Below are 14,227 nucleotides of genomic sequence, written 5' to 3'. Positions count from 1 at the left end.
TGCTGATACTCCGGTCGCTGCTCAGGATAAAAACAGCAGGACGAGAATACCGACAGTAAAGCAATAGTAGGCGAAATACTTCAGGTTACCGTTGGCCATAACGTTCATGAACCAGCGAAGGGAGTAATAGGAAGCTACTATGGAACCGGCAAAAGCCAGTACGTAAGCAGCCCATAATTGTCCGCTTTTTGCTCCGAGAATATCTTCGAGTGAAAGAAGCATCGAACCGAGACTTACCGGGATGAACAGAAGGAAAGAGAAGCGCAGAGCCGTTTCCTGCTTCATCCCGAGCAGCATGGCGGCTACAATAGTCGCTCCTGAACGACTGATGCCGGGTATGAGGGCGACCCCTTGGGCAAGTCCCACAATAACCGCATCTTTCATTGTCAGGTTCCTGTCGTTTTTCCCCCCGCGGATGTTTCTTATAACCCAGAGAGCCAGTCCCGTTACGAGCAGCGTCGCTCCCACAATCCATACGGCATCGAGGTTACTGTCTATATAATCTCCGAATACAACTCCGAGAATACCTGCAGGAATAGTCGCAACTACAAGGTAGAGGATGAAATCAAAGTCTTCTTTATGTGCTTTTTCCTGTTTGAAAATGTATCCGAAACCGTTCCGGATGAGGCGGGTAATATCATTCCGGTAAATGATAAGCACGGCAATCAATGAACCGAAGTTGACGAGAACAAGAAAATCAAGCCCTTCATCGCTCAGGGAAATAAGTTCCTGTAAAATGACCAGATGTCCGCTTGAAGAGATGGGGATCGGTTCCGTAAATCCCTGAAATATGCCCAATAGTAAGTATTTGATCCATAACCATATCGCTTCCAATGTAAAGAAGCCTCCTTCTGATTAAACTTCTGTTTGCAGTACGGGTCTTCCACCATTAAAAAAAGAAGCGCGCTGAGCGCTTCTTTTAAGCTTCTTCCTCTTTCAGACCTACTTCTCCGAGTAATATAACTGCGCCCGTGAATATGGCAGTCATTAAAATGACCTGAAGCATGGAGAAATCAACCTGGTTCATGTTGCTTATTACGTAAGCAGTCATGAAGCTGAATAGGAATGACCATAGAATCGTGTAAAGAATACGCATTGTTATTCACCTCAATTATGTACAATCTTACTACTCATATTACCAAAAGCCGGAAAGAAATAAAACAAAAAAACATATTTCACCGCGTATCTTCAGGAGATAAGAGGCCAGGAGGACCTTCTGTCATATGACATTTACGAAAAAAATCAGGACCGGAAGGGTTCGCTGAAAAGGCGAGGTCAGCCTGAATCTTCGCGGAATAAGGCGATTCTCCGGCCAAAGTGCTTGCAGACAGGTATAATTTACATTAGAATTAGCACCAAGTAATAAGATTAGATTATACCTTAAGGGGATGAAAACATGAATGCTGGATTTCTCGGAATTGGACATTATACACCCGAAAAAGTGCTTACAAATAAGGATATGGAACAAATTGTAGATACAAGTGATGAATGGATACGCACCCGTACGGGGATCGAAGAAAGAAGGATTGCAGCTGATGGGGAAGATACTTCTGATATGTCTTACAATGCGGCAGTCAATGCTCTTGAAGACGCCGGTATGACAGCGGAGGATCTGGACATGATCATTGTCGCTACGGTTACACCGGATCAGCCTTTCCCTTCCGTATCGGCCATGCTTCAGCATAAACTCGGCGCCAATAAAGTTGCTGCCATGGACGTTGGGGCAGCGTGTGCCGGTTTCATGTACGGTGTGATCACCGCTAAACAGTTCATTGATACTGGAGCCTATAAAAACATTCTCGTAGTCGGAACCGAGAAACTTTCGAAAATTACCGACTGGGAAGACCGTAATACGTGCGTGCTGTTCGGAGACGGATCCGGTGCTGCAGTGATCGGTCCGGTAGACGACGAAAAAGGAATACTATCTTTCGAACTTGGTGCCGATGGATCGGGCGGACCGCATCTGTATCAGGACCAGAAGGATGCACTTCAGATGAACGGCCGTGAAGTGTTTAAGTTTGCTGTGCGTCAGATGCCCGAGTCTTCCGTGAATGTCGTGAAAAAAATCGGTCTGAAAGAAGAGGATGTAGACTTTCTCGTGCCTCATCAGGCGAACATCCGTATTATGGAAGCTGCCAGAGAACGTCTCGGCATCCCTCCGGAGAAAATGGCCACAACTATCAGGAAGTACGGGAACACTTCTTCAGCATCTATCCCTGTCGCTTTGTCAGAAGAAGTGAAAGCAGGTAAAATCAAAAACGGAGACCTCGTAGTCCTCGTCGGATTCGGCGGCGGATTGACGTGGGGTGCAGTCGCACTGCGCTGGGGCAAATAAAGCTCTGAGGTTTCACGGACGAGGTGAACCGAAAAGTAACTTATAGATAATATTCAGTGAATTTTTAAGGAGGAAGTAGAGGATGGATAATAAGCGAGTCGTTATTACCGGTCTGGGTGCCGTAACACCCTTAGGTAATAATGTCGAAGATACATGGAACAGTATAAAGAAAGGAGAGTCGGGTATAGGCCCCATGACTAAAATGGACCCTGCCAATTACCCGGTCTCCGTGGCGGCCGAGCTGAAAGATTTCGACGTCTCGCCGTATGTGGATAAGAAAGAAGCCAGACGGATGGATCCATTCGTCCAGTACGCAGTAGCAGCTTCCCACATGGCCGTAAAGGATGCAAGCCTTGAAATCACCGAAGAAATAGCTCCCCGTACCGGTGTGTGGATCGGCTCAGGAATCGGCGGCATGGGCACGTATGAATCAGAGTTCGAGAAGTTTCAGAAGAAGGGATATCGGCGCGTAAGCCCATTTTTTATCCCTATGATGATTCCGGATATGGCCGCCGGTCAGGTTTCCATCTCGCTGGGCGCCAAAGGCATCAACTCGTGTACGGTAACAGCCTGTGCCTCGGGTGCCAACTCTATCGGAGATGCCTTCAAAGTGATACAGCGGGGAGACGCCGACATTATGATTGCCGGCGGGACAGAAGCTCCGATGATTCAAATGGCTTTTGCCGGCTTCTCTTCAGCGAAGGCCCTCTCACTGAATGAGGATCCGGCCAGAGCGAGCCGACCTTTCGACCGGAACCGGGACGGGTTCGTAATGGGAGAGGGCGCAGGCGTTGTCATTCTCGAGACGCTTGAGTCCGCGAAAAATAGAGGCGCTAAAATATACGGTGAAATTACCGGTTACGGTTCTACAGGGGACGCTCACCATGTTACGGCTCCTGCTCCGGAAGGCGAGGGTGCTGCAAGAGCCATGAGTCAAGCTCTTGAAGATGCCGAAATCAGCAGGGAGACTGTTGATTACATTAACGCTCATGGTACCTCTACGGAACTTAATGATAAATATGAAACGATTGCCACTAAAACCGTGTTCGGGGATCATGCCTACAAATTGGCCATGTCTTCCACGAAGTCCATGACCGGACACCTTTTAGGAGCGGCCGGAGCGATAGAAGCGATTTTTTCCCTGAAAGCTATCAATGAGAGTATTCTCCCTCCTACAATAAATCATGAAGAAGCGGATCCTGAGTGTGACCTTGACTATGTACCAAACGAAGCAAGATCCAAGGAAATTCAGACAGTAATGAGTAACTCCCTCGGTTTCGGAGGACACAACGTTGCGCTGATTTTTGAGAAATATGCAGACTGACTTTGTAATCTATTAATAAATTACAAAAAAGCCTTCCCTGACCATCTCAGGGAAGGCTTTTAGCTTATTCCAGAAATTCCTGGATCGTTCTTGCTGTCTCTTCTGTATCGTGATTCAGTACCAGACCAATAGGGTACTCTTTACGTTCATTCCATGTATTGTCATCAGTCGGTATGCGTAGTTTTTCAATATCCTCCACAGGGTTCAAAAGAAAGTCCTTGGCCAGGGAAAGAGTTTTCCCGGTGCCGAGGTTCGTATCGACGTAAGGCTGGATTGTACCGATCAGCCGAGGTGTTTTTAATACACCGTTCAGGGAAATGATTTCCTCTTTTAAACGGGTGATCACCTGCTGCTGGCGGCGGACACGTCCGTAATCCCCTTCCGCATCTTTGCGGAAACGTGCATACCCGAGCAGTTCCTTTCCGTCCAGTTTCTGTTCCCCTTCCTCAAGATCGATTTTGCCTGCGCTATCTTCGAAGTTCATATCTTTTTCCACATCGATACGAAGTCCGTCCGGAGCGATAGTATCCACAATTTGTGTGAAGCCGTCAAAATCTACAAGAGAGTAATACTCCAACTCCACACCAAAATTTTCTTTTATCGTTTTCCGCATCAGTTCCGGACCGCCAATGGCGAATGCAGCATTTATTTTATTATATCCGTGGCCGGGTATTTTGACGTATGTGTCTCTCATAATGGAGACCAGTTTCGCTGACTGGGCACCCGGATCGTACTGGGCAATCATAATTGTATCGGTACGGGATTTTTCCGAGCCGCGCTGATCACTTCCGAGCATCAGGACGTTCGTTTTTCCATCCCCGTTATCCGTACCTTCCCACTCTTTCTTATACTCACTGGTCATTTCACCAGAAGAGTCCTTGGCGTCTGCAGAAGCCGTCCCTTCCGCGTTGTGTTTTCCACTCAAATATTCAAAAGCCGTGTAACCGACGACTGTCAATGTTAAAATCAATATAAGTGCGACGAACAATTTCAGTTTTCTTTTACTTTTTCTTCGTCTGCGCACTGCACGGCTCGAAGCCATAATTATTCCCCTTTCCCGTAGCTTACCAATTCAAATGTACCTTGTATCCTTTCATAAGTAAAGAAGGAGTTGAACGTATTATACCGTACTCCAGATACTTACATAAAGTACGAAATCATATCTGTATTTTTGAGCGTTCATACCAATTTATCCGTTGGTCCGCTTCCTTAATGAATGTAAAAACAAAAACCGGAACCTGAAAACGTTCCGGTTTGTACCGTATGGAAAGTTTCTTGAGATTCAACCTCTCTTTTGATGAACGCGTCCGAGTCCCATCGCTTTTTTCGCTTTTTTCAACGTCTTTTCTGCAGAAGCATTCGCTTTGCCGGCTCCTTCATCAAGAATCAGGTCCAGTTCTTCGGAATGGAGAAGCTCGTAGTACTTTTCCTGGATAGGGGAGAGGACTTCGACGACAGCCTCCGCTACGTCTGCTTTGAAGTCTCCGTACCCCTGCCCCTGGTAAGCATTTGTCAACTCCTCCGGCGAACGGCCGGTACAGACGGAATAAATGGTAATCAGGTTTGAAATTCCCGGCTTATTATCGGGGTCGAATTCTACGATTCCTTCCGAATCCGTCACGGCGCTCCTGATTTTCTTTCTTATCGTATCAGGAGCATCGAGCATTGAAATGAATGCTTTTGTGTTGGCGTCGGATTTACTCATCTTCTTGTCGGGCTTCTGGAGAGACATGATCCGGGCCCCGGTAGTGGGTATGCTGACTTCGGGTACCGTGAAAACGTTGTTGTACTTATTGTTGAAACGTTCTGCAAGCGTCCGTGTAAGTTCGAGATGCTGTTTCTGATCTTCGCCTACTGGTACAGTCTCTGTCCGATAAAGAAGGATATCTGCAGCCATAAGCGGCGGATATGTGAGAAGTCCGGAAGAAACCCCGTCTCTGCCGCCTCCCTGTGATTTATCTTTGAACTGGGTCATCCGTTCAAGTTCCCCGATATAGCTGATACTCTGTAGCATCCAGCCAAGCTGAGTGTGGGCAGGTACTTCCGACTGAATGAACAGTGTGGATTTCCCTGGATCGATACCCACAGCAAGGTACAAAGCTGCAAGAGAACGGATATTGTCCCTCAATTTTAATCTGTCCTGTGGCATAGTAATCGCATGTTCGTCTACGATACAGAAGTAACAGTGGTGGTCCTCCTGCAGATCGACGAAGTGCTTCAACGCTCCCAAATAGTTGCCGAGAGTAAGTGTGCCACTCGGCTGAATACCTGAAAAAATAATGGACATAGTAATCGCTCCCTGTTTATATAATTAATTTCCTGCATACAAAAAGCATTCCTCTCTGCCTGTGCAGGGACGAATGCTCGCGGTGCCACCCTAATTGCTGTATTGCGATCATACAGCCGACTTTAATCGTTAACGCCGATATACGGTGAAACTCCGGAAGCCCAGTTTCCGTACTATGTCTTCGCTGTTCGCACCCACCACAGCGTCTCTGTACCAATAGAACATTGTACGTACTTATCTTCCATCCTTGTTCTCTGAATATATATTGTAATAGAAGTATAGGGAAACGGGTGCTAATTTGCAACCCCTGCATAGTAGAAGAACAAAAGTCCAAACATAATCATCAGCATAAAAACACCCTGGAAGAAAAACATCCGGAGCCAGCTGTGATTGACGGTTTCTGAGGGCAGAGGTTTTCCTTTCCATTCTTCAAGGTAATCCCGCTGTTTTGAAGTCTTATTGTAGAATCTGCGAAAACTGTAAGTGATCCCGTCGAAGAATCTTCCGCGGATCACCCACATCATAAGTGCGATGAATAAATAAAAGAATACTACGTAGAAAACGGAATTAATATAATACTTCAATGTATATGCAGGAGCGTTGAACAGAAAAAGCAGAGCGGTGATTACAAGATTAACGAGCAATACAAAGAAGGCCTTTTTTACGGCTTCCATATTCAAACACTCCTCACTATGTAACAAATCGTTACAATTATAGCACCGAATTTCGTCCCTTCAAAGGTAAAGGTGGTGATAGTTGTAATGTTATTGTAATTTAATATAGGTCTTTAGACTTAAAAAACCGGTCGAATCCACTTTTGTAACAATGTTTATTTCAAAAAGATTTAAAAAATTAATGCAAAATTTTAAGAAAACTTGTATAATTCAAATTGCGGGTTGTTCGAACCGCTGAATTTTCAGAATACATTTATAATAAGGGGAGGTCTTTTTCACATGAAGAAGTCGAATTGGTTATTGCTGGTGCTGACACTGGCTTTGAGTATGTTCCTGGCTGCCTGCTCCGGCGGAGGCGACAGCAGTAGTGAGGGCGGAGAAAGTTCCGGATCAGATAACGAAGGTTCCGGTGGGGACGGAGAACAGGTATTGAACCTTTCTGAATCCGCAGATATTCCGACGATGGATTCGTCCATGGCTACCGATGCAGTTGCGTTCCAGTGGTTAGGTTCCACGAAAGACGGTCTGTATCGTCTGGATGAAGATGCCCAGGCGGAGCCTGGAATCGCTAAAGATCATGAAGTGAGCGAAGACGGAACGACTTATACATTCAATCTTCGTGAAGACGCAACATGGTCCAACGGAGACCCTGTAACAGCGGAAGACTTCGTCTATGCATGGCAGCGTGCCGTTAACCCGGACACAGGTTCCGAGTACGGTCCGTACATGATGAACGGCGTCATTAAAAACGCCGAGGCGATTGCCAGCGGTGAAATGGAAGTAAGTGAACTTGGTGTTACTGCAAAAGACGATTATACACTTGAAGTACAATTAGAACAGGCGACGCCTTATTTCGAAACTCTGACATCGTTCGGAACATTCCTTCCTCTGAACCAGGACTTCGTTGAGGAGCAGGGAGATAACTACGCTCAGGAAGCGGATGCCCTTCTTTCCAACGGCCCTTACAAGTTTCAAGAATGGAATCACGGTGAAGGCTGGACTGTAGTCAAGAACGAAGACTACTGGGATGCTGAAAACGTAAAACTTGATAAAATTAATGTAAACGTAGTGAAAGATACAGCTACAGGGGTAAACCTTTACAACTCCGGTGAAATCGACCGTACTAATTTATCTTCCGAGTTCGTGGATGAGTACCGCTCTTCGGAAGAATTCCAAATCAAAGATGAACCTACACTTTTCTATATTAAGATGAATCAGGAAGGCGAAGTGCTTTCGAACGTGAACGCACGTAAAGCTATCCAGTACGCAATTGACAGGCAGGGAATGGTGGACGTAATTTTGAACAACGGTTCGAAAGCATCTACAGGCCAGGTTCCTGAGAACTTCGTTTCTCATCCTGAATCCGGAAAAGATTTCCGTGAACTGAACGGAGATCTCGTAACATCCGACCTTGAGAAAGCGAAAGAACACTGGAACAAGGCGAAAGAAGAACTTGGTAAAGATTCTGTCGAACTTGAGTACCTCGGTGGAGATACAGAAACGGCCAAGAACCTTGATGCTTACATCAAAGATCAGCTGGAGCAGCTTGAGGGACTTTCCGTTAAAGTGAACTCCGTGCCGTTTGAAGTACGTCTTGAGCGCGATACGAATATGAACTATCAGCTGCAGAACGCAGGTTGGGGACCGGACTACATCGACCCTAACACTTTCCTTAACTTGTGGTTGACAGACGGTGGTAACAACCATACCGGTTATGCAAGTGAAGAATACGATAAACTGATCAATGAAGCGAATACGGACCTTGCACAGGATCCTGAAGCCCGTTGGGAGAACTTCCTGAAGGCGGAGGAACTGCTTATGAAAGAAGATGCTGTACTTGCTCCACTTTATCAGCGTAGTGTGGCCCAGCTGCAGAAACCTTATGTAAAAGGTGTCTATGTAAACCCTATGGGTGCCGACTACACGTACAAGTATGCTTATATTGAAGGTAAATAAGAAGGACATTCTTAACTTTATATAGGCCATTAACAAGAAAGGAGAGTATATGTCGCAGGACGTATGCTCTCTTTTTCCCTGTAAAGGAATTTTTCCGATAATACGGAACTTTCAGTCAATTAACTACTTTTAAAAGATTTTACAACCAGGAGGTGTCAGCATATGGTGCGTTACATATTAGAGAGACTTGTGTATATGTTAATAACGTTGCTGCTCATTGCAACGATGACGTTTTTCCTGATGAAGCTTCTGCCGGGTACACCTTTAAGTGCTGCAGATAAGCTGTCGGAAGAGCAGCAGGCGATTGTTTTGGAGAAATACGGTTTGAATGACCCTCTCCCTGTCCAGTATTTCAATTATATTACCGGACTTTTCCAGGGAGACCTCGGGCTTTCGTTCCAATTTGATAATCGTGAAGTAACGACGATTCTGCTCGAAAGAATGGGGCCTTCGATGACACTCGGAGCACAGTCTCTAATCTTAGGAACGATAATCGGTGTTCTGCTCGGATTGATGGCGGCGATTTATCACAACGGGGTCGTGGACTACGGTTCCACATTCATCGCGGTCATAGGTAAATCCATACCTTCTTTCGTGTTCGCGGGTATTCTTCAATTTTATTTAGGCGTTCAGTGGGGGCTTTTTCCAGTTGCTCTTTGGGAAGGCTGGGAATACACAATCTTACCAACCATAGCGTTGGCGATCTTCCCAATTGCAATTGCCGCTCGTTACATGCGGACTGAAATGCTGGAAGTACTTGGTTCCGATTTTATAACTACGGCGAGGGCAAAAGGAGTGAACAAGTTCGGAGTGGTATTCAAACACGGACTTCGTAACGCTCTCATTCCGATTATAACCATTATCGGACCGCTTGCTGTAAGTCTGATGACAGGTACGCTCGTAATTGAAAACATTTTCTCGGTACCGGGGATCGGAGAACAGTTTGTCAAATCCATCAACACAAACGACTACCCGATTATTATGGGGACGACACTTTTCTTCTCGTTCCTGTTCATCCTTATCATCCTGATCATTGACCTGTTATACGGGCTCATTGATCCAAGAATCCGACTGACAGAAGGAGATTAATTGAGTATGGAAAATCAAACACCTTCAAAAGATTTATTTGTACCTGTGGATCGCGAAAGAGAAGAGCAGCACGAAATAGGGAGGCCGAGCCTATCCTTCTGGAGAGATTCTATGATCCGTCTCCGGAAGAATAAGGGAGCGATGGCCGGGCTGATCCTCCTTATTATCGTAGCTGTTATGGCAATATTCGGACCTTACATGAATGAATACACAGCAAATGAACAGGACCTGTCGCGGGCTAAAATCCCTGCGAAGGTCGACGGGCTCGGCTGGCTCGGTCTTGATGGGACACTCTCTCAGATTGAAGAGGGGGACACGGTGGAAGCCGCCCGTTCCAGTGCACTTGCCCGATTCAGCAACGATGAAGAATTCACGGAAATTAATGTATTGAATGATGGATCCGATGGCGGGGAAGCAAGAGTCGAAGCCGTACACGACCCATATGCAGCCAAAGGTATTGACTCTAACTTCTGGTTTGGAACAGACGGGCTCGGAAGGGATCAGTGGACGAGAGTATGGGAAGGAACAAGGATTTCTCTTTACATAGCTCTTCTTGCGGCTGCAATCGATATGGTGATCGGGGTTGCCTACGGCGGTATTTCCGCCTATTACGGCGGGCGTGTCGACAACTACATGCAGCGTATCATTGAAATACTTACTGGTATACCGAACCTTGTCGTCGTCGTACTGATGATCCTCATTCTGGATCCGGGGATCATGTCCATTACCATTGCGCTCGTCATTACCGGGTGGATTCCGATGGCGAGAATAGTGAGGGGACAGGTACTGAAGCTGAAAAGCCAGGAATTTGTGCTCGCTTCCCAGACCCTCGGTTCCTCGGATAACAGGGTGATCAGAAAACACCTCGTACCGAACGTCATGGGACTGATCATCATTAATACGATGTTTACGATTCCATCAGCCATTTTCTTTGAAGCTTTTCTGAGTTTCATCGGTCTTGGTCTGCCGACGCCACAGGCATCTCTCGGTACGCTCATTGATGAAGGGTTCAAATCTCTGCAGATTTATCCGTTCATTCTGTTCTGGCCGGCGCTTATATTATCGATACTGATGATTGGATTTAACGTATTAGCAGACGGTCTTCGTGATGCATTCGATCCGAAGATGCGTGAATAGGAGAAAGGGGTACATCATGGATAACTTACTCGAAGTGAACAACCTGCACGTATCCTTTGATACCTACGGAGGCGAAGTGAAAGCAGTCCGGGGTGTGGATTTCAGTGTTAAAAAAGGGGAAACCCTTGCCATTGTAGGCGAGTCCGGTTCCGGTAAATCCGTAACGACGAAAGCTTTAATGGGACTTATACCAAGTCCTCCGGGCCGTATCAAAGAAGGAGAAATCCTTTTTGAGGGTAAAGACTTAACGAAAATGAAAGATAAAGAACTTTCCAAAATCCGCGGGAAAGATATAGCGATGATTTTTCAGGATCCGATGACTTCCCTGAACCCGACGATGAAAGTCGGCAATCAGATCATGGAAGGTTTGATCAAGCACCAGAAGAAGAGTAGAAGCGACGCAAAAAAAAGGGCTCTGGAACTTCTGGAACTCGTCGGAATCGCAAATGCCGAAGAGCGTCTTAAACAATATCCCCATCAGTTCTCAGGAGGGATGCGTCAGCGTGTAGTGATCGCTATTGCGCTTGCGTGTAATCCGAAGCTTCTTCTTGCAGATGAACCGACGACCGCTCTCGACGTTACCATTCAGGCACAGATTCTTGAAGTGATGAAAGATATTCAGAAGGAAATGGAGTCCGGTATCGTGTTCATCACTCACGATCTAGGAGTTGTGGCGAACGTAGCTGACAGAGTAGCTGTCATGTATGCCGGTAAAATAGTGGAGATCGGTAAAGTGGATGACATTTTCTACAACCCGAAACATCCCTATACGTGGGGGCTGCTCGGCTCCATGCCTTCGCTTGACAGTAATGACGACGAACTGTACGCCATCCCGGGATCTCCCCCGGATCTGATGCACCCGCCAAAGGGAGATGCTTTCGCTCCGCGCAGTGATTTCGCCATGAAAATCGATTTTGAACAGGAACCACCGATGTTCAAAGTATCAGATGATCACTACGCAGCTACCTGGCTTCTTCATGAGAATGCACCGGCCGTCCAGCCGCCTAAAAGTGTGCAGACTCGTATGAAAGGGACGACACAGGAAAGTGCGGGAGGAGATGGAGTATGAGTAAAGAAAAGCTGCTTGAGATCAACAACCTGAAACAGCACTTTAAAGCAGGAAGGAAAGGCGTCATCAAAGCAGTGGATGGCCTTAATTTCGATATATACAAAGGCGAAACTTTCGGGCTTGTAGGAGAGTCGGGGTGCGGAAAATCCACGACGGGCCGTACCATCATCCGCCTTTATGACGCAACGGACGGGGAAGTGCTTTTTAATGGAGAAGACGTACACAGTGTGAAAGATAAAAAAGAATTGAAGCGTTTCAATCGGGAAATGCAGATGATTTTTCAGGATCCTTACGCTTCTTTGAATCCCCGTATGAAGGTGGAGGATATTATAGCGGAAGGCCTCGATGTTCACGGCCTTGCTTCCAACGATCAGGAACGTAAAGATATCGTTGTGAACCTGCTTGAAACAGTAGGACTTAATGAAGATCATGCTAACCGCTACCCGCACGAATTCAGCGGGGGCCAGCGCCAGCGTCTCGGTATTGCACGGGCCCTGGCGGTAGACCCGAGCTTTATTATCGCTGACGAGCCGATTTCAGCTCTCGATGTTTCCATTCAGGCACAGGTGGTGAACCTGCTGAAGAAGCTGCAGAATGAGAAAGGTCTCACTTATTTATTCATCGCCCACGATTTGTCGATGGTAAAATATATCAGTGACCGTATCGGAGTAATGTATTTTGGAAAAATGGTTGAACTTGCAGACGCCGACGATTTATATGAGAACCCGATGCATCCGTATACGAAATCCCTGTTATCAGCTATTCCTCTTCCGGATCCGGATTATGAAAGATCCAGAAGAAGATTCAACTACGACCCGAGTGATCACGATCAGAGTGAGGAACCTGAATTCCGTGAAGTGCGACCGGACCATTGGGTACTTTGTACGACAAAGGAAATGGAAAAGTATCAACAGGATCATCCGGGTAAGTAACCGGGAGGACCGCTTCTGCATAGAAGCGGTCCTTTTAAATATAAGTATTTTTATGAAAGTAATGGAAATCTATGGTCATTGAATAGGAATTTCGTATATAATAGAGGAAATGATGGCAGGGGATGGTAAAATGAAAGCAGTATTGTGCAATATTTTGTTCGTTATAATAGTTATTGGCAGTCTTGGGGGAGCAGTGCAGGCGGAAGAAGGGGAAGAGTTGCCTGCAACGGAGGTTTCAGGCAAAGCACTTGTTCCTGAAAAATATCCGTTTCCCGACAGAATTCAGCGTTTTATGCGTGAGTCGGAACTTTCATTTACATATCCCGATGCAGTAAGGGGAATCTATGTCACTGCCAATTCGGCAGCAGGGAAAAAAATGCCTGAATTGACTGAACTGGTAGAATCGACGGATTTGAATGCAATGGTAATTGATGTTAAGGAAGACCACGGGGAAATTATGCTCGAACCTCATAACGAGAAATATAAAAAAATATTCGAAGGTAAATACGATAGCGTGATGGACGATCCCGAGGCCATACTGAAAGATCTTGAGAAGAAAGGAATATACCCGATAGCGAGAGTTGTCGTATTTAAAGACAATGTACTGGCAGAAGAGAGGCCTGAATTATCTTTTACCAGAGAAAACGGAGAAATATGGACGAATGGGAAAGGAGAGGCCTTCGTGAACCCATTCAAGAAAGAAGTGTGGGAGTACAACGTTGAAGTTGCTAAAATGGCGGCGGATCTTGGCTTTCAGGAAGTGCAGTTCGACTATGTTCGCTTTCCGGAAGGGTTCGCATCCAGAGACGACGTACTTCAGTACGGGAAAGGCGATTACGATTCGGAAGGTGTGAGTGATGTCCAGCAAAGAGTTAATGCTGTAACGGACTTTGTAGAATATGCGAGAGAATCGCTCAGAAATTACAATACTGATGTATCTGTGGATATTTTCGGTTACTCGGCAGTAGTTCCCGAAGAACCGAATATAGGCCAGAATTTTTCGAAAATCGCCTCGAATGTCGATGTGATTTCCTCGATGATTTACCCGAGTCACTGGGGTTCTTTCTTTGGAATTGAAAATACAGATACAGAACCTTATAAGCTTGTTGAGGAATACGCTAAAGTGGAAAATGACCGATTGAAAACATTGGAAGAGCCGCCGGTTTCCCGGCCATGGATCCAGGACTTCGAAGCTCCCTGGTTATATTCGGGTCCGACGAAACAGTATGGAGTAGCGGAAGTGGAAGCACAGATCGAGGCTCTTAATAATAACGGAATCGAAGAATATCTTATCTGGAATGCAGGAAACAACTATACTGAGGGAGTGGACTATACTCCGTAATCAAAATCCGGGCGCATTTAAATTGCGGCCGGTTTTTCTGTTTATTTACTCCAATTTAACAAAAGAGCGGATTTCCGTTATA

13 protein-coding genes and 1 other annotated feature are annotated in these 14,227 nt (G+C 46.1%); of the genes, 8 read left to right on the top strand and 5 right to left on the bottom strand.

Features of this window, described 5'->3' with window-relative positions; genetic code table 11:
- Positions 1-21 precede the first annotated feature (21 nt).
- Together BLU03_RS02825 and BLU03_RS02820 are read right to left on the bottom strand one after the other, a co-directional pair.
- Positions 22-834, bottom strand: a complete 813-nt coding sequence (locus BLU03_RS02825; RefSeq protein WP_093105442.1) for an undecaprenyl-diphosphate phosphatase — start codon at positions 832-834, stop codon at positions 22-24.
- An 85-nt stretch (positions 835-919) separates the two neighbouring features.
- The gene (locus BLU03_RS02820; RefSeq protein ID WP_008590105.1) at positions 920-1,096 is read right to left on the bottom strand and encodes a YjzD family protein; all 177 of its coding nucleotides are present in this window, start codon (positions 1,094-1,096) and stop codon (positions 920-922) included.
- 300 nt (positions 1,097-1,396) lie between these two features.
- Here BLU03_RS02820 and BLU03_RS02815 point away from each other — a divergent pair, with 300 nt between their 5' ends.
- Together BLU03_RS02815 and fabF are read left to right on the top strand one after the other, a co-directional pair.
- The gene (locus BLU03_RS02815; protein WP_076569144.1) at positions 1,397-2,335 is read left to right on the top strand and encodes a beta-ketoacyl-ACP synthase III; all 939 of its coding nucleotides are present in this window, start codon (positions 1,397-1,399) and stop codon (positions 2,333-2,335) included.
- Between the two features lie 82 nt (positions 2,336-2,417).
- Positions 2,418-3,659 (top strand): beta-ketoacyl-ACP synthase II, encoded by a 1,242-nt coding sequence (gene fabF / locus BLU03_RS02810; RefSeq protein WP_093105440.1) that lies wholly within the window; start codon positions 2,418-2,420, stop codon positions 3,657-3,659.
- A 64-nt stretch (positions 3,660-3,723) separates the two neighbouring features.
- Here the strand turns inward: fabF and BLU03_RS02805 are convergent, their stop codons facing one another.
- From BLU03_RS02805 to BLU03_RS02795, 3 genes are all read right to left on the bottom strand, one after another.
- Positions 3,724-4,455 (bottom strand): LCP family protein, encoded by a 732-nt coding sequence (locus BLU03_RS02805; RefSeq protein WP_407690259.1) that lies wholly within the window; start codon positions 4,453-4,455, stop codon positions 3,724-3,726.
- A gap of 486 nt (positions 4,456-4,941) precedes the next feature.
- Positions 4,942-5,946, bottom strand: a complete 1,005-nt coding sequence (gene trpS, locus BLU03_RS02800; protein WP_093105435.1) for a tryptophan--tRNA ligase — start codon at positions 5,944-5,946, stop codon at positions 4,942-4,944.
- 62 nt (positions 5,947-6,008) lie between these two features.
- Positions 6,009-6,203: a binding site (T-box leader), on the bottom strand.
- A gap of 36 nt (positions 6,204-6,239) precedes the next feature.
- Entirely contained in the window at positions 6,240-6,620 is a 381-nt protein-coding gene (locus tag BLU03_RS02795) for a DUF3899 domain-containing protein (RefSeq protein WP_076569152.1), read from the bottom strand.
- 279 nt (positions 6,621-6,899) lie between these two features.
- Here BLU03_RS02795 and BLU03_RS02790 point away from each other — a divergent pair, with 279 nt between their 5' ends.
- The 6 genes from BLU03_RS02790 to BLU03_RS02765 all read left to right on the top strand — a co-directional run bounded on the left by BLU03_RS02790 (position 6,900) and on the right by BLU03_RS02765 (position 14,145).
- Positions 6,900-8,576 carry a peptide ABC transporter substrate-binding protein gene (locus BLU03_RS02790; RefSeq protein WP_093105432.1) on the top strand — a complete coding sequence of 559 codons (1,677 nt, stop codon included), beginning with the start codon at positions 6,900-6,902 and terminating at the stop codon, positions 8,574-8,576.
- A 162-nt stretch (positions 8,577-8,738) separates the two neighbouring features.
- Positions 8,739-9,665 (top strand): oligopeptide ABC transporter permease, encoded by a 927-nt coding sequence (opp3b, locus tag BLU03_RS02785; RefSeq protein ID WP_093105430.1) that lies wholly within the window; start codon positions 8,739-8,741, stop codon positions 9,663-9,665.
- 6 nt (positions 9,666-9,671) lie between these two features.
- Positions 9,672-10,802 (top strand): oligopeptide ABC transporter permease, encoded by a 1,131-nt coding sequence (gene opp3C, locus BLU03_RS02780; RefSeq protein ID WP_093105427.1) that lies wholly within the window; start codon positions 9,672-9,674, stop codon positions 10,800-10,802.
- 16 nt (positions 10,803-10,818) lie between these two features.
- Positions 10,819-11,871, top strand: a complete 1,053-nt coding sequence (locus BLU03_RS02775; protein ID WP_008590087.1) for an ABC transporter ATP-binding protein — start codon at positions 10,819-10,821, stop codon at positions 11,869-11,871.
- Positions 11,868-12,803 (top strand): ABC transporter ATP-binding protein, encoded by a 936-nt coding sequence (locus tag BLU03_RS02770; protein WP_093105424.1) that lies wholly within the window; start codon positions 11,868-11,870, stop codon positions 12,801-12,803. The genes BLU03_RS02775 and BLU03_RS02770 overlap by 4 nt, the downstream gene beginning before the upstream one ends.
- 130 nt (positions 12,804-12,933) lie before the next feature.
- Entirely contained in the window at positions 12,934-14,145 is a 1,212-nt protein-coding gene (locus tag BLU03_RS02765; RefSeq protein WP_093105422.1) for a putative glycoside hydrolase, read from the top strand.
- Positions 14,146-14,227: the final 82 nt, after the last annotated feature.

This window comes from Salimicrobium album (assembly GCF_900107115.1).
Taxonomy (GTDB): Bacteria; Bacillota; Bacilli; order Bacillales; family Halobacillaceae; genus Salimicrobium; species Salimicrobium album.
The sequence above is the reverse complement of the archived record's forward strand: the minus strand, read 5'-3'. Positions and strand labels throughout refer to the sequence as shown.